The 24,322-nt window shown below is 67.4% G+C and carries 1 pseudogene; it reads right to left on the reverse strand.

Annotated features, from left to right (window positions below):
• Positions 1-13: 13 nt before the first annotated feature.
• Positions 14-24,322: pseudogene (locus AU188_RS08500) on the reverse strand (non-ribosomal peptide synthase/polyketide synthase); the annotation flags it as partial.

A 24,322-nucleotide genomic window follows, 5' to 3' on the forward strand; every position in this document is an offset into this window, starting at 1 on the left:
CCGATTCGCTGCACACGTGCTCGCTCAGGCTTCTGACGGACGGCGCGTCTACCAAGATGGACACCCCGAGGTCGGCATCAAGGGCGGTGTTGATCGCCGTGATCGCCCGCATCGCGGAAATCGAATCCCCGCCCAGGTCGAAGAACGACTCGTCGACTCCCACGCGGTCTAGCCCCAGCACCTCGGCGTAGATGCCGGCCAGGATCTGCTCCACCAGCGTCGTCGGGGCGAGGTAATCACCAGCGGTGTCGTCGCCTTCGGGTGCCGGGAGCGCCTCGCTCTCCGGCTGGTTCGACACTGCCCGCTTGCCTATCTCATCCAACCGGGCGTGGTCGGTCCCATCGAGCACATCAATCGATGACAACGGCCGCGTCGGATGGGCGGTCATCTCCACCAACACCTGCTGGTACCGCTCGATGAGCGCTCGGACGCTGGCCAGGTCGAAAACATCGGTGCGATATTGGACGCGAAGTTCCAGTTCGCGGCCGGGTCCAGCTTGCACCGTCAGCGGATAGTGGTAGAAGTCGCGGCTGGTGAAACCGGTGATGGCCAACCCGTTCGCGCCCGGCGGCGTGCCGGTGTCGGTCGGGTAGTTCTCGTACACGAAGACGGTGTCGAACAGTCTCTCCTGACCGGTGATGCGATGGATCTCGCTGAGCGCCAGGTGCTGGTGGTCAAGGGTGTCGTTGTGGGTGCTTTGCAGCTGATCGAGCAGGTCTGCAGCGGATGTTGCCGGCGTGATGTGCGCCCGCACCGGCACCGTGTTGATCAGCAGCCCAACCATCGAGTCCGCGCCGTCGACCTCAGCCGGCCGACCCGAGACCACGGTGCCGAAGGCCACATCCTGCTCGCCGGTCAGCGAGGACAGGAGTAGCGCCCAGGCACCCTGCAGCACCGTGTTGACGGTGGTGTGATGCGAGCGCGCCAGCTTGGTGAGGGCCCGCGTGGTCTTCACAGGCACCCGGAACAATTCGACGCTTCGCTGCCCGAACCCGAGCTCTTGCGGCGGGCCGACGAGAATGGGGGTGTCGAAATCGGTGAACACCTCGCGCCACGCCGCTCGGGCGGCAGCGTGGTCCCGTTCGGCGAGCCAGGTCATGAAGCTGCGATACGGCGAGGCCGCGGGCAGCCGGTGCCCGTGGTAGCCGGCGAAGATCTCCTGCAGCAGGATCGGCATCGACCAGCCATCGAGCACGATGTGGTGATTGGTCAGCACAAATCGGTACCGGTCGTCCGAGATGCGGATGAGAGCTGCCCGGAAGGCGGGCTGGTCGACGAGGTCACAGACCGCGGCACGTTCGGCGACACAGAGCCGCTCGATCTGCTCATCGACGTCGAAACCGGCGCCGCCGGCATCCAATTCGACATACCGCCAGGGCGCGACGGGGTCAGCGGGAATGATCTGCACCGGTTGCTCGAATTGTGGACAGAATCGGGCGGCCAGGTGTGGATGCCGGCCGACCACGGTTTGCACGGCATCGCGCAGCCGGTGCGCGTCGACCGGGCCGCTCAACGCGATGTCCAGCTGCACCGCATACGCATCGTCGCCGGAGCCTTTCGCGATGCTCGCGTGATAAAGCAGGCCCTGCTGCAAGGGGGTCAGCGGCAGCACGTCGACGATCGGGAACTGGGCGTGCAGTTCGTCGATCTGCTGCTGGCTCAGCCGCGCCGGGGCGATATCCGACGGGGTCAAACCGCCCCCGCCGCGCCTGACATGCGCGCAGATGCCGGCCAGGGCGTCGAACCACAACCGGCTGATCCGGGTGACCGCCGTCCGATCCATCGCCGAGGGCGCCCACGTCCAGGTGGCGCTCAGGTGCGGGCCGTAGTCGGTGTCGATGGTGACCGCGTTGAGCTCGACGGTGTGCATCAGCGCAATGGGCATGTCACTGGGCATCGCCTCAGCGGAACCGGTCAATGACAAGCCTTCTTGGCTGAACCGCCACACGTCACCGGACGCATAGGCCGCGGGCGAGCCCAATCTCCCGAAATAGTTGAAGCCGATCGCCGGGTCGCGCCCGACCAACTCCACATCGGGATTCAGGTAGCGCAGCAGGCCGTAGGTCAGCCCGTCCGGCAAGGAACGCAGTTGCTCTTTGGCGTCTTTGAGCACTGTGCCCAGTGCCGCGTCGCCGGTCACCACCTGGGTCCAGCTCAACCCACCCACCGCTAACGACACCGGGTACTTGGCGGTGAACCACCCCACCGTGCGCGACAGGTCCACATCGGCGCCCAGCTCCGCCAAGTCCTCCTGGCGACCGTGACCCTCCACATCGATGGTGATCGGAGCGCCGCCGGTGCCCAGGAACTGCGCCCACGCCAACCCGAACGCGATCAACAAGATCTCGTGCACCCCGGCGTGGAATGCAGCAGGTACCTCGCCGAGGAGCATGTGGGTGGTCTCGGCGTCCAGCAGCTCCGTCAGGTGTCCGGCCGTGGCAAGCGTGTCCACCGCGGGTTGCGGCGCCGGCAACGCCGCGGGGATCGCCGCCACCTGCCGCCACACATCCGCCTGGCCGACCACGTCCGGATGGCGCGCGTACTCATTCAGCAGCTCCGCCCAGCGGGCAAACGACGTCCCCGCCGGCGGCAGCAGCACGGGCTGGCCGCCGCGATGCTGGGTCAAAGCAATGTTGATGTCCTCCAACACAATCCGCCACGACACCCCGTCAACGGCCAGGTGATGAACGATCAACGCCAACTGGCCGGTGGACGACGCCCACACGGCGCGCAGCATCACCCCGTCGGACGGTTTCAACCGCGACCGCGCCGCCACCAGCGCCTCATTCGTCAACACGTCCACCGATTGCAGGCATCCACGGGCGTCCACCGAGCCCGGCTCGGGCACGGTCAGCGACCATCCCCCGGCGCCGTCGTCCGCGGCACGCAGCCGCAGCATGGCATGGCGGTCCAGCAGGGCCTGCAGCAGCACCACCACATCAGGTTCGATCACCCCCGCAGGAGCCTGCAGCAGCACTGTCTGGTTGAACTCGTCGATCGGGCCGCCGGCACTTTCCACGCCTTTCAACCAGTGCATGATCGGGGTCGCGATCACCGGCCCGGTGCCCTCGTCGGTCTCGCCGCCGGGACCGTCGGCCAGCCTGACCACTCGGGCCAGGCGTGCCACGGTCTGCTGGACGAAGATGTCGCGCGGGCGACCGACCAGGCCCGCGGCGTTGGCCCGCATGATCACCTGGATGGCGGAAATGCTGTCGCCGCCGAGGTCGAAGAACGAATCGTCGACCCCGACCCGCTCCAGCCCGAGAACCTCGGCGTAGATGCAGGCAAGAATCTCCTCGACGGCGTTGGCCGGGGCGCGGTAGTGATCGACGTCGGAGTACTCCGGTGCCGGCAACGCGCGAATGTCGAGCTTGCCGTTGACCGTCAGCGGAAGCGCGTCCAGCGTCACGACCGCGGCCGGCACCATGTATGCGGGCAGCCGCTCGGCCAGCTGGGCACGCAGCCCCGCCGAATCGTCGATGCCGGTCACATACCCCACCAGCCGCTTGTCGCCGGGGCGGTCCTCGCGGGCGATCACCACCGCCTGCTCGACCCCGTCCAATCCGGCCAGGGCGGCTTGGATTTCGCCGAGCTCGATGCGATACCCGCGGATCTTGACCTGCTCGTCGGCGCGACCCAGATACCTCAGCTCGCCATCGACGCCCCAACACACCAGATCCCCGGTGCGATACATGCGGGTGCCGGGGCCGCCGAAGGGACATGCCACGAACCGTGTCGCGCTCAACCCGGACCGGCCCACATACCCGGCGCCTACCCCGGCGCCGGCCACATACAGCTCCCCGACGACGCCGACCGGCACCGGCCGCAGCCACGCGTCGAGCACGAAGAAGCCCAGGTGCGCCAGCGGCACCCCGATCGGGCTGACGGCGTTGTCGACGTCGGCGAGTCCGATTTCGCGGAACGAGGCGTGCACCGTCGTCTCGGTGATCCCGTACATGTTGATCAATCGCGGTGCTTCCGGATGCTGCTCCAGCCAGGCTTTGAGCCGTGGCGGCTCGAGCGCCTCACCGCCGAACACCACGACGTCAAGTGCCGACTCGGACGCCGAGTCGGGGGTCAGCTCGTCGATGGATTGCAGCGCATAGAACGCCGACGGCGTCTGGCTCAACACGTTGACCTGCTCATCGATCAGCAAGTCGTGGAACTCCTCTGGCGACCGAGCCACCGAATCCGAGACGATCACCAGCCGCCCGCCATGCAACAGCGCGCCGAAGATCTCCCAGACGGAGAAGTCGAAAGCCAGCGAATGGCTCTGTGTCCACACCTGTTTCGGCGGGAGCTCCAGCCGGGTGTCGATAGCACGCAGCAGCCGGGTGACGTTGTGGTGAGGGATCGCCACTCCCTTGGGCACACCCGTCGTGCCCGAGGTGTAGATGAGGTAAGCGATGTCGTCTGGACGCGGCCCCGGGAGAGTGCTGACAGGTTGATTGTCGAGCGCGGAGTCATCCATGTCGATGACCGTCAGCCCGCGTCCGGCCAGCCGTTCGGCGAGCGCCGCCGTGGTGAGCGCGGCCACCGGCGCCGCATCGCCGAGCACGAACTCCAACCGCGCGTCGGGCACTGACGGATCGATCGGCACATACGCCGCACCGGTCTTGAGCACCGCAAAGATCGCCACGACCGCTTCGACGGAGCGTCCGAACAGCAACGCCACCCGCTGCCCGGGCTTCACACCGCGACTGATCAGCCTGTGCGCCAATCGGTTTGCAGCCTCGTCCAGTTCACGATAAGTGATTCCGCGGCCGTCGAAGCTGACGGCCGCCGCGTCGGGAGCGTCGACGACCTGCGCCTCGAACAACGCCACAATCGAGTCCGCGGCGACCGGCTCGGTCAGCGCCGCCCGATTACCGATCGCATCGACGCGGGCATGTTCGTCGGCATCGAGGACATCGATCACCGACAACGGCCGGGTGGAGTCGGCGGTCATTACCTCGAGCACCCGTTGCAACCGCTCGATCAGGGCTTCGATGCTGGCCGTGTCGAACACATCGGTGCGGAACTCCACCGTGCCCGAAATGCCGGCAGCCTCACCGGTTTCGGTCCAGCGTTCGGCCAGCGAGAACGACAGATCCATGCGCGCGGTGTGGGTGTCGAGCGGCAACGGGGTGGCCTCCAGATCACCCAACGTCAAGCCGGCCGCGGACTCACCGGCGAAGTTCTGCCACGCCAAGATCACCTGCACCAGCGGATGATGGGTCAAAGACCGCGCCGGATTGAGCCGTTCGACGAGCACTTCGAAGGGCACGTCCTGATGCTCGTACGCGGCCAGACTGCGTGCGCGCACCTGAGCCAGCACGTCGGCAACACTGGGATCTCCGGCCATATCGACCCGCAGCACCAACGTGTTGACGAAGAACCCGACCAACTCGTCGAGTGCGGGATCGCGCCGCCCTGCGATCGGGAACCCCACCGCCACATCAGAACTCGCGCTGAGCTTCGAAAGCAACACCGACAACGCGGCCTGCATCACCATGAAACTGGTCGCGCCGTGCTCGCGAGCCACTGCCCGCACCCGCTCGTGCAATTCCGAAGGCCAATCCACCGCCACGGTGGCGCCGCGCTGATCAGCCACCAACGGATAGGGCCGGTCGGTCGGCAGCATCAAGCGCTCGGGCATACCGCCCAGCACGCCCTCCCAGAATCCGAGTTGCCTGGCGATACGGCTGTCACTGTCCTCGAGATCACCAAGCTGCGCGCGCTGCCACAGCGTGTAGTCGGCGTACTGCACCGCCAACGGCGCCCACCCTGGGGCTTGCCCCGCACACCGGCTGGCATAGGCCACTCCCAGATCGGCCACCAACGGCCTGATCGACCAGCCGTCAGCAGCGATGTGGTGCACCACCGCCACCAGCACGTGTTCGTCGTCGGCGAGGCGGAAAAGGCGTGCCCGAAGCGGAATCTCCTCGGCCAGGGTGAAACTGTGCCGCGCCGTTTCTTCGACGGCCTCCTCCAACCGGCGTAGCTGCCAGCCGGTCGCATCCACCGTCTCCCAACCGAATTCGGCCTGCTCTGTGGGCACGACCAGCTGCTGAGGTATGCCGTCGGCCGCCGGGAACACCGTGCGCAGGCTTTCATGGCGCTCGAGTACATCGGCGAACGCCGCGCCCAGCGCGTCGACATCAATGCGCCCTTGAAGCCGCAGTCCCACCGCCAGGTTGTAAACCGGTGAGGGCCCCTGCAATTCGTCGATGAACCACAACCGGCTTTGAGCAAACGACAGCGGCATCACCGCCGGCCGCTCGCCAGCCACCAACGGCTCCAGCCGGCCCTCATCTGTTCCCATGCGCAGCGCCAACTGGGCGACCGCGGGAGCATCGAACACGGTCCTGACCGCAAGGCCGATATCCAATGACTTGTTGATCGCCGCGACCAGGCGCATCGCGGACAGGGAATCGCCGCCAAGCTCGAAGAACGAGTCGTCGACGCCGACGCGATCCAGTCCGAGGACTTGGGCGTAGATGCCGGCCAGGATCTCTTCGACTGCGTTCGCCGGGGCGCGATACCGCTCGGCGCCTTGGTATTCCGGTGCGGGTAGTGCCCGCCTGTCGAGCTTGCCGTTGACCGTCAACGGCACCGTGTCGATCGCCACCACCGCGGCCGGCACCATGTAGGCGGGCAGTTTCTCGCTCAGCGCGGCACGCGCCACCGCGGGATCGGCGGTGCCGGTGATGTAGCCGACCAGCCGCTTGTCGCCGGGGCGGTCCTCGCGGGCGACGACCACCGACTGCTCGACCCCGGCCAAACCGGCCAGGGCGGCCTGGATTTCGCCGAGCTCGATCCGATACCCGCGGACCTTGACCTGCTCGTCGGCGCGGCCCACATAATCCAGTTGCCCATCGGCGCGCCAACACACCAGGTCTCCGCTGCGGTACATCTGTAGTCCTGGCGCGCCGAACGGACATGCCACAAACCGCGTGGCGCTCAGGCCCGCCCGACCCACATAGCCGTACCCCAGGCCGGCGCCGGCCACATACAACTCGCCCACCACACCCGGCGCCACGGGCCGCAGCCAGTCGTCGAGCACAAAGAACGCAAGAGAGGGCAGCGGCACCCCGATCGGGCTGGCCGGGCTGTCGACATCGGTATCGACGATCTCGCGGAACGAGGCGTGCACCGTCGTCTCGGTGATGCCGTACAGGTTGATCAACCGCGGTGTTTCCGCATGGTGGTCCAGCCACGGGCGAAGCCGAGTGGGTTCCAGCGCTTCTCCAGCGAACAACACCGCCTCGAGCCGCAACTGATCACGCAATCCGCGCTGTTGGGTATCGACGGATTGCAGGGCATAGAACGCCGACGGGGTCTGGCTCAACACGCTGACGCGTTCGCTGACCAACAGTGCGTAGAAGTCCTCGGGCGACCGCACCACCGACTCGGGCACCACCTCCAGTCGCCCGCCGTGCAGCAGCGCACCCCACAGCTCGCACACCGAGACGTCGAATGCCAGCGAGTGGCACTGCGTCCACACCTGATTCGGCGTCAACGGCAGGTGCGCATCGATGGCGTCCAGCAGCCGCGTCACGTTCCGATGCGGAATAGCCACGCCCTTGGGCACTCCCGTCGTGCCCGAGGTGTAGATCAGATAAGCCACGTCGTCTGGACTCGGCCCCGGCAGCGCGGTACTGGGTTGGCCCTCCACCGCCGGATCATCGACATCGATGACGACCAACCCATGGCCGTCCAACCGATCGGCCAGATCGGCGGTGGTGATCGCCGCGACCGGCGCGGCGTCCCCGAGCACGAACGCTATCCGCGAATCCGGCACCGCTGGATCGATCGGCACATACGCCGCGCCCGTCTTGAGCACGGCCAGAATCGCCACGACCGCCTCGGCAGACCGGGACGACAGCAACGCCACCCGCTCGCCGGCACCGACACCGCGAGCAATCAGCAGGTGCGCCAATCGATTCGACGCCTCATCCAGCTCTCGATACGTCATGCTGCGGCCGTCGAAACTGACCGCCGCCGCCTCGGGAGAACGAGCGACCTGCTCGGCGAACAACGCCGGGATCGCCACCGGCGCCGAAGCGGGCCGCGTCAACACTGCCCGGTTGCCCCACTCATCCAGATTTGCGCGCTCATCGTCGTCGAGCAGATCCATCGGCAGGAGCCGTCGGGTGGCGCTCACGACTGCTCGCTCGAACCGCGCAATGATCTTTTGAACGCGGTTCTCGTCGAACAGGTCGGTGTCGAATTCGACCCGCAGAACCAGTTCGGTGCCGGGCATGGCTTGCAGGGTCAGCGGATAGTGGTTGAACTCGCGATCGTTGAACTCGGTGATGGCCAGCCCGTCGGCCATGGACATCGCCGCGGTCTCCACCGGATAGTTCTGGTAGACGAACAGGGTGTCGAAGAGTTGATCGTGGCCGGCGGCGCGGTGGATCTCGTTGAGCGCAAGGTGTTGGTGGTCGAGCGTGTCGCTGTGTCGGCGCTGCAGGTCACCGAGCAGGTCGGCGATCGTCGTGGCCGGGGTGATGGTGGCCCGGACCGGCACGGTGTTGATCAGCAAGCCGACCATCGATTCCGCGTCTGCCACCTCAGCTGACCGTCCCGAGACCGCGACGCCGAATGCGACGTCGTGGTGGCCGGTCAGCCACATGAGCACTTGCGCCCAGGCGGCTTGCAGCACGGTGTTGGCGGTCGTGCGGCAGCTGCGCGCCAGCTCGTTGACGGCCTGCGTGGTCTCGGCGGTCAGCCGGAACGATTCGGTGCCTCGACGCCCCGGTCCGGACCGGGTCTTCGGAGCGACCAGTGTGGGGGTGTCGAAACCGGCCAGGACTTCCCGCCAGGCGGCGCGGGCGGCGTCGGCGTCTTGAGCGGCCAGCCACGTGACGAAGCTGCGGTAGGACCCGGCGGCCGGGAGACGCTGCCCGAAGTAGCTGGCGAAGATTTCCTGTAGGAGGATCGGCAGCGACCAGCCATCGAGCACGATGTGGTGATAGGTCATCACGAATCGGTGCTCGTTGTCGGCGGTGCGGATCAGCGTCGCGCGGAAGGCCGGCTCGTGGACCACGTCGCAGACCGCGGCGCGTTCGGCTGCGCACAACTGCTGAACCTGGGCGGGAACATCGGGGTCGTCGGTGACCATCTCGAGGTATCGCCAGGGAACGCCGGGGTCGGCCGGGATGATCTGCACCGGTTCGTCGAATCGTTGGCTGAACCGGGCCACCAGGTGGGGGTGGCGGTTGACCACGGTGTGGACGGCCTCGCGCAGCCGGTCGGGATCCAACGGACCGGTGACCGTGACGTCGAGCTGCATGGCGTAGACGTCGTCGTGGTCATCGCCGATGGTGGCGCTGGCGTGGAACAGCAGCCCCTGCTGCAGGGGTGTCAAGGGCAAGACGTCCGCGATCCGGTGTTGCCGGCTCAGCTCGTCGAGCTGCCGCTGGGTCAGTTGGGCGGGCGCGATGTCCGAAGGTGTGAGGCCACCACCGCCGGCGGCGACGTGCGCGCAGATGCCGGTCAGCGCGTCGAACCACAGCTGGTTGAGACGGCTTATCCGGGCGTCGTCGAGCGCCGAGGGAGCCCACGTCCACGCGGCGTGCAGCTGCGGGCCGGTGTCGCTGTCGACGGTGCTGGCGTTGAGTTCCACGGTGTGGCCGAGTGGCATCGGTATCGCGCCGGCCGCGGCGGTGTGCGACATGCCGTCGTGGCTGACCTGCCATATATCGCGGAGGTCCGCGGCGTTGGCAGTCCCGACCAACCTGCCGAGGTAGTTGAACCCGACGGTGGGTTCGGACCCGGGCAGGTCGACGTTCGGGTTGAGGTAGCGCAACAGTCCGTAGGTCAGCCCGTCGGGAAGGGCGCGCAATTGTTCCTTTGCGCTCTTGATCACGGGCCCCAGCGCCGGCTCGCCCGCCACCACCTGGGACCAGCGCAACCCGCCGGTGTTCAGAGCGACCGGGTACTTGGTGGTGAACCAGCCGACGGTGCGCGACAGGTCAATTGGTGCGGAGAGGTTCTCCAGGTCCTCGATGCGGCCGTGGCCTTCGACATCGATGCCTACTGGCGTGGCGGCGGTATCCAGGAACTGCGTCAAGGCCATTCCGAAGGCGATCAGCAGGATGTCCTGGATCCCGGCGCGGAACGCCGCCGGGACGTCACCGAGCAGCGCCCGGGTCGTCTCGACGTCCAGTGCTGCCGTCAGGTGCCCAGCGGTTTCGTAGGTGTCCACCTCGGGTTGTACGGCCGGAAGCGCGGCCGGCGTCGCCAGGACTCGTCGCCAGCTGTCGGCCTCGTTGACCACCGCCGGGGTGAGAGCTTGTTCGCTGAGCAGCGACGCCCACCGGGCGAACGAGGTTCCGGTCGCGGGTAACGCGACGGGTTGGCCATGGCGGTGTTGGGCCCAGGCGATGTTGAGGTCTTCGAGCAGAATCCGCCAGGACACCGCGTCGACGGCCAAGTGATGAACGATCAACACCAACTGGCCGGTCGAGGCGATCCACAACGGGCTGACCATCGTTCCGGTGGCCGGGTCCAGCCGGGACCGGGCTGCCGCCAACGCCTCATCGGACCACACGTCCACCGATTCCAGGCGCGGATGCACCGACCCCTTCTCGGGTACCAGGAGCGACCATCCCCCGGCACCATCGTCGGTGGCACGCAGCCGCAGCATGGCATGCCGATCCAGCAGGGCCTGCAGAACGACTTCCACGTCGGCCTCGGTGACCCCCGCCGGGGCTTGGACCACCATCGTCTGGTTGAACTCGTCGACCGGGCCGCCTGTGGTCCGGACGTCATGCAACCAACGGATGATCGGGGTCGCCGCGACGGGCCCGGTGCCTTCGTCAGTCAGGTCGACGTCATCGCCGGCCACCCCGACCACTCGAGCCAGCCGGGCGACGGTCTGCTCGACGAAAATGTCGCGGGGCCGACACAGCACACCCGATGCCCGGGCCCGGGACACCACCTGCATGGACAGAATGCTGTCGCCACCCAAATCGAAGAAGGAGTCGTCGACGCCGACGCGGTCCAGGCCCAGGACCTGGGCGTAGATACCGGCCAGGATTTCCTCGACCGCATCGGCTGGGGCGCGGTAGCGGTCCACCACGCGGTAGTCCGGGGCCGGCAGGGCACGGGTGTCGAGTTTGCCGTTGACCGTGACCGGCAACGCCTCCAACACCACCACCGCCGCGGGCACCATATAACCGGGCAACCGATCAGCCAACGCCGCACGCGCCTTGACCGCATCCACCGCACCGGTCACATAACCGACCAACCGCTTCACACCGGGCTGATCCTCCCGCGCGATCACCGCCGCCTGCTCAACCCCATCGAGCGCTGTCAACGCCGAACGGATCTCACCCAGCTCAATGCGATACCCACGGATCTTGACCTGCTCATCAGCGCGACCCAAATAATCCAACTGCCCATCACCACGCCACCGCACCAAATCCCCAGTGCGATACATCCGTGTTCCGGGCGCACCCGCACCGCCAAACGGACACGGCACAAACCGCGACGCAGTCAACCCCGACCGGCCCAGATATCCGCATGCCACACCGGCGCCGGCGACGTAGAGCTCACCGATGACCCCGGCGGGCACCGGGCGCAACCACTCATCGAGCACGAACAGCGCCGCAGTCGATACCGGCGCACCGATCGGCGCTGCCCCTGATCCGGGGGTCAGCGGCGCGCTCATCGAGGCGTACACCGTGATTTCGGTGGGGCCGTAGGCGTTGATCATCACCCGGCCCGGCGCCCACCGGTCCACCACATCAGCGGGGCAGGCCTCACCGCCGAGCAGCAACGCCACCGACTCCAACCCCTGCGGGGACAACGCCGCCACCGCCGAGGGGGTCTGGGTCAACACGTTGACCCGCTCACGCACCAGCAGGGCATGGAAATCGGGCGGCGAGGTGGTCACCGACTCGGGCACCACCACCAGTCGCCCGCCATGGAGCAGCGCGGCCCAGATCTCCCACACCGAGAAATCGAAAGCATACGAATGGCATTGGGTCCACACCTGCTCGGCCGGCAAGTGCGGCGGCGACGACTGCGCCAAGTGGCCCAGATTGCGGTGAGTGACCGCCACCCCCTTGGGCACCCCGGTGGTGCCCGAGGTGTAGATGAGATAGGCGATATCCTCTGGCGCCGGCGCCGGCAACGCCGTGGCGGGCTGGTGCGCGATGGCGGGATCGTCGATATCGATGACCGGCAGGCGATAGCCCTCGAGCCGGTCGGCCAGCGCGGCCATGGTGACCGCGGCGACCGGCGCGGCATCGGCGAGCATGAACTCCACCCGCGCCGCCGGCACCGCCGCGTCGATCGCCAGATACGCCGCCCCGGTCTTGAGCACCGCCAACATCGCCACGATCGCCTCGGCCGAACGCTCCAACAACAGCGCCACGCACCGCCCCGAACCGGCCCCGTGTCCGGCCAACACGTGCGCCAACCGATTCGCCGCCTCGTCGAGTTCGCGATAGGTCCACGAGTGACCGTCGGCGCTCACCGCCACCGCATCCGGAGTGCGGGCGACCTGCGCGGCCAACAACTCCGGAACCGACACCGAAGCAGCGCCGGGCACAGACTCGTTCAATACCGCCCGATTACCCCACTCATCGAGGCGGGCACGCTCACCGGCACCCAGCACGTCGATCGAGGACAGCCGCCGGCCCGGGTCGGCGGTCATCGCCACCACCACCGTCTGCAACCGCTCGATCAGCACCTCGATGCTGGCGGCGTCAAACACATCGGTGCGGAACTCCACCGCCCCACCGATCCCGGCGAGATCACCGGCCTCGCTGAACCGTTCAGCCAGCGAGAAACTCACATCCATGCGGGCGGTGTGGGTATCCACCGGCACCGCGCTGACCGCCACATCACCCAACGCCAACCCCGCCGCAGGATCACCGGCGAAGTTCTGCCACGCCAACGCCACCTGCACCAGCGGGTGATGCGCCAAGCTGCGCGTCGGATTGAGCCGCTCCACCAGCACCTCGAACGGCACATCCTGATGCTCATAAGCGGCCAGGCTGCGCGCCCGCACCTGAGCCAACACCTCAGCCACCGTGGGATCACCGGCCAAATCCAGCCGCAACACCAACGTATTGACGAAAAACCCGACCAACTCATCGAGCGCCGGATCACGCCGCCCAGCGATCGGGAACCCCACCGCCACATCAGAACTGGCACTCAACTGCGACAGCAGCACCCCCAACGCGGCCTGCACCACCATGAAACTGGTCGCGTTGTAGCGCCCAGCAACCTCACGCACCCGCCGCTGCACCTGCGCAGGCCAATCCACCGCCACCACGGCCCCACGCTGATCAGCCACCAACGGATACGGCCGATCAGTGGGAAGCTGCACACGCTCAGGCATCCCGGCCAACACATCCTGCCAATACGCCAACTGCGCAGCGATACGACTCTGACCGTCCTCGAGATCACCCAACTGCGCGCGCTGCCACAACGTGTAATCCACATACTGCACCGGCAACGGCGCCCACCCCGGCGCGCGCCCCGCGCACCGGCTGGCATAGGCCACCCCCAAATCGGCCACCAACGGGGCGATCGACCAACCATCGGCAGCGATGTGATGCACCACCACCACCAACACATGCTCATCGACACCCACACGGAAAAGCCTTGCCCGCATCGGAATCTCAGTACTCAGATCGAACGCGTGCCCCGCCTCAGCACCCACAGCATCCCGCAACCGCCCCACCGACCAGCCCACGGCATCAACGACATCCCAATCAAGGCAGGCACTCTCGGCAGCAACCACCACCTGCCGCGGTACCCCCTCAACCGCGGTGAACAACGTGCGCAGACTCTCATGACGACCGACCACATCGCCCAACGCCGCACCCAACGCCGCCACATCCAACACACCACTGATCCGAACCGCGGTCGGCATGTTGTAAACCGGTGACGGACCCTGCAACTGATCGATGAACCACAACCGGTTCTGAGCAAACGACAACGGCACCACCGCCGGCCGCTGCGCGACCACCAACGGCTCCAACCCACCGCCGCCCTCACCCACCCGCGGCGCCAACTGCGCAACCGTAGGCGCCTCGAACACCGTGCGCACCGCAACATCAACACCCAAACCGGCATTGACCGCCGCGACCAACCGCATAGCCGAAATCGAATCCCCACCCAAATCGAAGAAGGAGTCGTCGACGCCGACGCGGTCCAGGCCCAGGACCTGGGCGTAGATACCGGCCAGGATTTCCTCGACCGCATCGGCTGGGGCGCGGTAGCGGTCCACCACGCGGTAGTCCGGGGCCGGCAGGGCACGGGTGTCGAGTTTGCCGTTGACCGTGACCGGCAACGCCTCCAACACCACCACCGCCGCGGGCACCATATAACCGGGCAACCGATCAGCCAACGCCGCACGCGCCTTGACCGCATCCACCGCACCGGTCACATAACCGACCAACCGCTTCACACCGGGCTGATCCTCCCGCGCGATCACCGCCGCCTGCTCAACCCCATCGAGCGCTGTCAACGCCGAACGGATCTCACCCAGCTCAATGCGATACCCACGGATCTTGACCTGCTCATCAGCGCGACCCAAATAATCCAACTGCCCATCACCACGCCACCGCACCAAATCCCCAGTGCGATACATCCGTGTTCCGGGCGCACCCGCACCGCCAAACGGACACGGCACAAACCGCGACGCAGTCAACCCCGACCGGCGCCAGTAACCAACGCCCACCCCGCGACCGGCCAGATAAAGCTCGCCGACCACACCCGCAGGAACCGGGCGCAACCAGCCGTCGAGCACAAAGAACGACGCCCATGCCGTCGGTGAGCCGATCGGCGGGGAGCCCGATCCCGCGGCCAGCGGGGCACTGGCACACAACCACATCGTGGTCTCGGTCGGCCCGTAAACGTTGACCATGGCCCGGCCGGGGGCCCATCGATCCACCAACTCCGGCGGACAGGGCTCCGCACCGATCACCAACGCCGCCGCGTCCAGGCCTTCCACCGGCAGCACCCCGGCCGCCGACGGGGTCTGCGTCAACACCGTGACTTGTTCGCGCACCAGCAGCCGGTGGAACTGTTGCGGTGAACGTGCCACCGATTCGGGCACCACCACCAGTCGCCCGCCATGGAGCAGCGCGCCCCAGATCTCCCACACCGAGAAATCGAAGGCATACGAATGGAATTGGGTCCACACCTGCTCGGCTGAGAGGTCCACACCGATCCGCAGCGAGTCGAACAACTGAGTCACGTTGCGTTGGGTGACCGCCACGCCCTTCGGCGTTCCGGTGGTGCCCGAGGTGTAGATGATGTGGGCGAGGTCGTCGGGGGCCGGGCCCGGCAGCGCCGTGCCGGGCTGGGCGGCGATGGCGGGATCGTCGACGTCGATCACCGTCACGTCGAACCCGTCGAACCGCGTCGCCAGATCCGCAGTGGTGACCGCGGCGATCGGCGCGGCGTCGGTGAGCATGAACTCGATCCGCGCCGCCGGCACCGCCGGGTCGATGGGCAGATACGCCGCCCCCGCCTTCATCACCGCCAAAATCGAGACGATCGCCTCAGCGGAACGGTTGAACAGCACCGCCACCCGCTCGCCCGGGCCCGCCCCGCGGCGGACCAGGAAGTGCGCCAACCGATTCGCCGCCTCGTCGACCTCGCGATAGGTCCACGAGTGCTCCCCGCACACCAGCGCCACCGCATCCGGGCTGCGGGCCGCCTGCGCGGCGAACAATGCCGGAACCGACGTGCCGGTCACCGGCTGGGTCAACACCGCCCGGTTGCCCCACTCATCCAGGCGAGCGAGCTCGGCCTCATCGAGCACGTCCACCTGCGAGAGCCGCCGCGCCGGGTCGGCGGTCATCGCCACCAACACCGCCTCCAACCGCTCCCCGAGGGCTGCGATGCCGTGCGCGTCGAAGACACCGGCGTCGTATTCGATGCGGAAACCGAGCTCCGGTCCCGGCACGGCTTGCACCGCCAACGGGTAATGGGTCGATTCATGGAAGGAGACATCGGTGACCGCCAACTGGTGGTCACCTAACGCGGTGGCGGCGTCGATCGGATAGTTCTCGTACACGAAAAGCGTGTCGAACAGCTTCTCGTGACCGGTGATGCGGTGAATGTCGTTGAGCGCCAGGTGCTGATGCTCGAGCGTGTCATTGTGGGCGCGTTGCAGCTGCCCCAGTAGGTCTGCGGTGGTGGTCGCGGCCGTGAAGGTCGCCCGCACCGGCACCGTGTTGATCAGCAGGCCCACCATCGATTCCGCGTCGGCCACGTCGGCCGGCCTCCCCGAGACCACGGTGCCGAAGGCGACATCATGCTGACCTGTCAGCCCGCACAACAGCCGCGCGAACGCGGCCTGCAACACGATGTTGACGGTGGTGTGGTGCGAGCGCGCCAGCTCGCCGAGCGCTCGGGTGGTCTGCGCCGACACCGAAAACGATTCAGTGCCTCGCCGCCCCACCGCTATTTGAGCCTGGGGACTGACCAGCGTCGGGGTGTCGAATCCGGCGAACATTTCACGCCAGGCCGTGTGGGCGGAATCGAGGTCTCGCTCGGCCAGCCAGGTGATGAAGCTGCGATACGGCGCGGGCGTCGGTAGGCGCATCCCGTGATAGTCGGCGAAGATCTCCTGCAGCAGGATCGGCAGCGACCAGCCATCGAGCACGATGTGGTGATTGGTCAATATCAGCCGGTGCTGGTCTGCTTTGGTGCGGATCAACACCACCCGAAATGGCGACGCCTCGACCAGGTCGCAGACCGCGGCGCGTTCGGCGGCACAGAGCCGCTCGATTTCCTCATCGGGCGCTACGCCGTCGAAATCCGCGTAGCGCCAGTCGATTTCGGGAGCAGCCGGGATGATCTGCACCGGTTCGTCGAACTCTTGGTAGAAGCGGGCCACCAGATTCGGATGCCGGGTGACCACGGCGTGCACCGCTTCGCGCAGCCGGGCGGGGTCGAGCGGACCGGTCAGGGTGATATCCAGCTGCCCCGTGTACAGGTCGTCGCTGACCAGCGCGGTGTTGGCGTGGAACAGCAGCCCGCGCTGCACCGGGCTCAGCGGCAGCACATCGGCGACTGCGAGTCGGCGCTGCAGTTCGTCGATCTGCTGCTGGCTCAACCGGGCAGGCGCGATGTCCGACGGGGTCAATCCGCCTCCGCCACTGCGCACGTGCGCGCACATGCCGATCAGGGCCTCGACCCACAATTGGCTCAGCCGGCTGATCTGCGCGTGATCGAGCGCCGAGAGCGCCCACGTCCAGTCGGCGCGCAGATTCGGGCCGGTGTCCGTGGCGACTGCGACGGCGTTGAGCTCCACGGTGTGCGCCAGTGGCATGGGCACTGCTGCGCAGGCGGCGGTCAGCGACGGACCTTCCGGGGAGATCCGCCACCCATCAGCGGACCCGCCGGGCGCTGCGGCACCGATGCGGCCCAGATAGTTGAAGCCGATCGCCGGGTCCGCCACCTCCAGATCCGCCGCGACGTTCAGGTAGCGCAGCAGACCGTAGGTCAGCCCATCGGGCAAGGCGCGAAGCTGTTCCTTGGCGTCCTTGATGACCGCGCTCAGCGCCGCGTCGCCCGTCATCACCTGCGCCCATGACAGCCCGCCGGCGGGTCCGCCGACGTTCAAGGACACCGGGTACTTGGCGGTGAACCACCCCACCGTGTGCGACAGGTCAATTGGTGCGGAGATTCCTGCTAGATCCTCGGAGCGGCCGTGGCTCTCCACATCGATGCCGATCGCCGCGCTGCCGGTGCCGAACGACTCGGCCACCGCCAAGGCGAGCGCGATCAACAGAATGTCTTGTGTCCCAGCGTGAAACGCCGCGGGTACCTCATCGAGCAGCATGCGGGTCGTCTCGGAATCCACCGTGACCGAGAGGCGCTCGGCCGTGGCGAATGTGTCCACTGCGGGCTGCACTGCCGGCAGTACGGCGGGGGTCGCCGCCACCTGCCGCCATACGTTCGCCTGTTCGACGACCTTTGGGTGGCGGGCGTGCTCAGCCAGCACCTCCGCCCATCGCTGGAACGACGTCCCCGCCGCCGGCAGCGCTGCCTGCTGCCCTGCTCGATGCTGGGCCCACGCGATGTTGAGGTCATCCAACAGGATTCGCCACGACACCCCGTCGACGGCCAAGTGGTGAATGATCACGACGAGCTGACCTGTGGCCGAAATCCACAGCGCGCTGAGCATCGCCCCGGCGGCCGGGTTCAACCGCGCCCGCGCCTCCCGCAGCGCCTCGTCGGACAACGCATCCACCGATCGCAGGCACCCATGCGCGTCGACCGACCCCGGCTGGGGCACGTGTAGTGACCACGGCCCGGAGTCCGCGGTGTCGACACGCAGCCGCAGCATGGCGTGCCGATCCAGCAAGGCCTGCAACATCGCCGCCACGTCGGCCTCGGTCACTCCGGCCGGGGCTTGGACGACCATGGTCTGGTTGAACTCGTCGACCGGGCCCTGGACGCCGGCCAGCCAACGCATGATCGGCGTCGCGACGACGGGCCCGACGCCCTCGTCGACGGGGCCGTGCGCACCGCCGGTCATTCCGGCGACCCGGGCCAGCCGCGCCACGGTCTGCTCGACGAAGACGTCGCGCGGGCGACACGACAGCCCGGCCGCCCGGGCCCGGGCCACCACCTGCATCGACAGGATGCTGTCCCCACCCAGGTCGAAGAACGAGTCATCGACGCCGACGCGGTCCAGACCCAGCACCTGGGCGTAGATGCCGGCCAGGATCTCCTCGACCGCGTCGGCGGGGGCGCGGTACCGATCGCCGTCGCCATAGTCGGGGGCGGGCAGGGCGCGGGTGTCGAGCTTGCCGTTGGGTGTCAGCGGCAGCGACTCGAGGACCACGATCGCCGTCGGCACCATGTACCCGGGCAACCGCTCGGCCAGCGCGGCACGCAGCCCGCCCGGATCGGTAGACCCGGTGACATAGCCGACCAGCCGCTTGTCGCCAGGGCGGTCCTCGCGCGCGATCACTGCCGCCTGGCCCACTCCGTCGAGGGCGGCCAGCGCGGCTTGGATCTCACCGAGCTCGATGCGATAGCCGCGGATCTTGACCTGCTCGTCGGCGCGACCCAGATAGTCCAGCTGCCCGTCAGGGCGCCAACACACCAGATCGCCTGTGCGGTACATCCGTGTCCCGGGCGCGCCGAACGGACAGGCCACAAACCTCGTCCCGGTCAACCCGCCGCGACTCAAATACCCCACGCCCACACCGGCGCCGGCCACATACAACTCACCGATCACGCCGGCAGGCACCGGGTGCAACCACTCATCGAGCACAAACAACGCCGCGCCGGGCACCGGCGCACCGATCGGCACCCCCGATCCCGGGCTCAGTGGCGCACTGATCGCCACACACATCGTGGTCTCGGTCGGGCCGTAGGCGTTGATCATCACCCGACCCGGCGCCCAGCGATCGACCACCTCGGCCGAGCAGGCCTCACCGACCACCACCACCGCCGCCGACTCCAACCCCTCGCGTGGCAAAAGCCTTACCGCAGAAGGAGTCTGGGTGAGCACGTCGACGTTTTCAGCTACCAGCAATGCGTGGAAGTCCTCGGGGGAGCCCGCTACCTCCTCGGGCACCACCACCACTCGGCCACCCCGCAACAGCGCGCCGAAGACCTCCCATACCGACACGTCGAAGGCCAACGAATGACACAACGGCCACACACCCGCAGTCGGCAGGCCGGCATCGAGCGACTCCAGCAGCTGGGTCACGTTGCGGTGGGTGATCGCGACACCCTTGGGCACACCGGTGGTGCCCGACGTGTAGATGAGGTAGGCGATGTCATCGGGGGACGGGTCCGGCAAGGCGGCGCTGGGCCGGATGGCAGCGGTGCCCTCGATATCACCGACGTCGATCACCGAAACATCGCAGCCGTCCAAGCGCTCGGCCAACGCCGCGGTGGTGATCGCGGCAATCGGCGCGGAATCGGAGACCATGAATTTCATCCGCGCGTCCGGCACCGCCGCGTCGATCGGCAGATACGCCGCCCCGGTCTTGAGCACGGCCAACATCGCCACAATCGCCTCGGCCGATCGCTCGAACAGCAGCGCCACGCACTCACCCGGGCCGACACCGTGGCCGATCAGCAAGTGTGCCAATCGATTCGCAGCGTCGTCGAGTTCGCGGTAGGTCCACGAGCGTTCCCCGCAGGTGATCGCCACGGCCTCGGGCACACGCGTCACATGCTGGGCGAACAACGCCGGAACCGACACCGCGCCCGGGAGAGGCTGGGTCAACGCCGCGCGGTTGCTCCACCCATCCAGGCGGGCGTGTTCGAGCTCATCGAGCACATCAATCGACGACAACGTCGCCGCCGGATCGGCGGTCATCGCCTCGACCACCCGCTGGAGTCGCGCGATCAACCTTTCGACGCTTGCGGCGTCGAACACATCGGTGCGAAACTCCACGCTCCCGCCGATCCCGGCGGGCTCACCTGTCTCGGTGAACCGTTCGGCCAACGAAAGCGACAGATCCATGCGCGCGGTGCGGGTGTCCACCGGCACCGGGTTGACCTGCAGATCACCCAAGGCCAGGTTCGCGGGCTCGTTGTTCTGCCATGCCAGCATCACCTGCACCAGCGGATGATGGGTCAGACTTCGGGTCGGGTTGAGCCGCTCCACGAGGACCTCGAAGGGCACGTCCTGATGTTCGTACGCGGCCAGGCTGCGTGTTCGAACCTGGTCCAGCAGTTCGGCGGCGGTGGAATCGCCGGCCACATCGACGCGCAACACCAACGTGTTTACGAAGAACCCGACCAACTCATCGAGCGCCGGGTCACGCCGCCCGGCGATCGGAAAGCCAATGGGCACCTCAGAATTCGAGCTGAGCTTGGCCAACAGCACCGCCAACGCGGCCTGCAGCAGCATGAAGCTGGTCGCGCTGTGTTCGCGAGCAACTGCCTGCACTCGCTGCTGCAGCTCGGCAGGCCAGTCGACAGCGACCGTGGCGCCGCGTTGATCGGCCACCAGGGGATAGGGTCGATCGGTGGGCAGCGCCAACCGCTCGGGCAGACCGGCCAGCGCCTGCTCCCAATAGTTCAGCTGCGCGGCAATACGGCTGTCGCCGTCCTCGAGATCACCCAACTGCGCCCGCTGCCACAACGTGTAATCGACATACTGCACCGGCAACGGCGCCCAACCCGGCGCCGACCCGGCACACCGGCTGGCATACGCCACCCCCAGGTCACGCACCAACGGGGCGATCGACCAGCCGTCCGCGGCGATATGGTGCACCACCGCCACCAACACATGCTCGTCATCGGCGATACGGAAAAGTGTTGCCCGCAACGGGATCTCCGTCGCCAAGTCGAACGTGGCGCGGGCCGCCGCGCTGACGGCCTCGTCGAGACGAGCCGCCGACCAGCCCGAGGCGTCGATCACCTGACGGCCGACATCGGCCCGCTCCATCGGGACAACCACCTGCCGGGGGAGCCCGTCGACATCGGCGAACAGTGTGCGCAGGCTCTCGTGACGGTCCACCACATCGGCGAATGCCGCACCCAGCGCGTCGACATCCAGGTGTCCCCCAAGCCGCATCGCCGCGGCCATGTTGTAAACCGGTGAGGCGCCCTGCAATTGGTCGATGAACCACAACCGGGTCTGGGCGAACGACAGTGGGACCACCGAAGGCCGCTCGACAGCCACCACCGGGTCAAGTCCACACCCTTCGCCACCGATACGCGGGGCCAACTGGGCAACCGTGGGCGCATCGAAGACAGCGCGCACGGCAAGGCTTGAATCCAGTGACTTGTTGATCGCGGCGACCAGACGCATTGCCGACAGCGAATCGCCGCCCAGGTCGAAGAACGAGTCGTCGAGTCCGACGCGGTCGACACCGAGCACGTGGGCGTAGATGCCGGCCAGAACTTCCTCGACCGCGCTTACCGGGGCGCGGTGGTGATCGGTTTCGTGGTACTCCGGTGCGGGCAGGGCGCGAGTGTCGAGTTTGCCGTTGACGGTCAGCGGTAGCGCGTCGATGGCCACCACCGCGGCCGGCACCATATACGGCGGGAGCTGCTCGGCCAGCGCGGGACGCAGCCCGGCCGGGTCGGCGGTGCCGGTGAAATAAGCCACCAGGCGCTTGTCGCCGGGGCGGTCCTCGCGGGCGACGACGACCGCTTGATCAACCCCATCCAGCGCGGCCAGGGCGGCCTGGATCTCACCTGGCTCGATGCGATATCCGCGGATCTTGACCTGCTTGTCGGCGCGCCCGACGTATCGCAGCTGCCCGTCGGCGCCCCAGCGCGCCAGATCGCCTGTGCGATACATCCGCTCGCCAGGGCCGCCGAACGGACACGCCACAAACCGCGATCCGGTCAGACCCGACCGGCCCACGTACCCGTATGCCTGCCCGGAACCGGCCACATACAACTCACCGACGACACCGGCCGGCACCGGACGCAGCCATCTGTCCAGCACAAAAAAGCCCAGATGCGCCAACGGCACCCCGATCGGGCTGGCATTGCCCTCGATGTCGCTGTCGACGATCTCCCGGAACGAGGCATGCACCGTCGTCTCGGTGGTGCCGTACATGTTGATCAGGCGCGGTGATTCGGGGTGGTGGTCCAGCCACGTCCTGAGCCGCTGGGGTTCCAGCGCTTCCCCGGCGAACACCACCGCCTCGAGCTCGAGCCGCTGTCCCAGCTCAGGGGCCAGCGCATCAGCGGCTTGCAACGCGTAGAACGCGGAGGGGGTTTGGCTGAGGACGGTGATGTGTTGGTTGATGAGCAGGGCGTGGAATTCTGTGGGTGATCCAACGATGGAGTCGGGCACGATCACCAGTTGTCCGCCGCCCAGCAGGGCGCCGAAGATCTCCCAGACCGAGACGTCGAAGGCGTAGGAATGCCACTGCGACCACACCCCGGCCGGGGGCAGATGCGGATGCGCCGAGGCCAGCAGCCGGGTCACGTTGTGGTGGGTGACGGCAACCCCTTTGGGCACCCCGGTGGTGCCCGAGGTGTAGATCAGATACGCGATGTCCTCGGCGGCCGGGGCCGGCAGTACCGGGTCGGGCCGGGCCGCGACCGCGGGGTCGTCGAGATCGGCGACATCGAGGACCACCAGATCGCAGCCATCCAGGCGTGAGCGCAGATCGGCGGTGGTGACCGCCGCGACCGGCGCGGCATCGGCCAGCACAAACTCGATCCGCGCATCGGGCACCGCCGGATCGATCGGCACATAGGCCGCCCCGGTCTTGAGCACCGCCAAAATCGCCACGACCGCCTCAACAGACCGCGGCGCCAGCAACGCCACCCGCTCGCCGGGTCCGACACCGCGAGCAATCAGCAAGTGCGCCAACCGGTTCGACGCCTCATCGAGCTCGCCATAGCGCATCGAGCGGTCGCCGAAACGCAGCGCCACCGCCTGCGGGGCGCGCGCCACCTGCGCGGCGAACAACTGCGGAATCGAGGCCGCCACCGGCGCCGGCTCGGTCAACACCGCCCGGTTGGCCCACCCATCCAGGCGCGCGCACTCGGCCTCATCGACCACATCGATCGACGAAAGCCGCCGCCGCGAGTCAACGCTCATCACCTCCAGCACCCGCCGCAACCGCCCCACCAGCGTTTGGATGCTCGCCGCATCGAACACATCAGTGCGAAACTCCACCGACCCGCCGATCCCGGCCGGCTCACCGGCAGCGCTCCAACGCTCGGCCAGGGTGAACGTCAAATCCATTCGCGCGGTCTGGGTTTGCACCGGCACCGGAGTGACCTGCACATCCCCCAACACCAACTCCACGCCCGCGCCGTTGTCGTGACCGGCGAAGTTCTGCCAGGCCAACAACACCTGCACCAACGGATGATGGGCCAGACTGCGCGCCGGATTGAGCCGCTCCACCAACACCTCGAACGGCACATCCTGATGCTCATAAGCGGCCAAACTGCGCTGCTGAACCTGGGCCAACAACTCGGCCACCGTCAGATCCGCGCCCAAATCCACCCGCAACACCAACGTGTTGACGAAAAAGCCCACCAACTCATCGAGCGCCGGATCAGAACGACCAGCCACCGGAAACCCGAACGCCACATCAGCACTGGCGCTGACCCGAGACAACAACACCGCCAACGCCGCCTGCACCACCATGAAACTGGTCGCACCGTGCGCACGAGCCAACCCGGCAACCCGCTGCTGCAACTCAGCCGGCCAATCCACCACCACACCGGCGCCGCGGTGATCAGCAACCACCGGATACGGCCGATCAGTGGGCAACACCAACCGCTCGGGCATCCCCGCCAGCGCCTGCTCCCAAAACCTCAGCTGCCCAGCAACCGCACTCCCGGGATCGGCCAACTCCCCCAACTGTTCACGCTGCCACAACGTGTAATCGACATACTGCACCGCCAACTC

This window comes from Mycobacterium sp. IS-3022 (genome assembly GCF_001500065.1).
Classification (GTDB): Bacteria; Actinomycetota; Actinomycetes; order Mycobacteriales; family Mycobacteriaceae; genus Mycobacterium.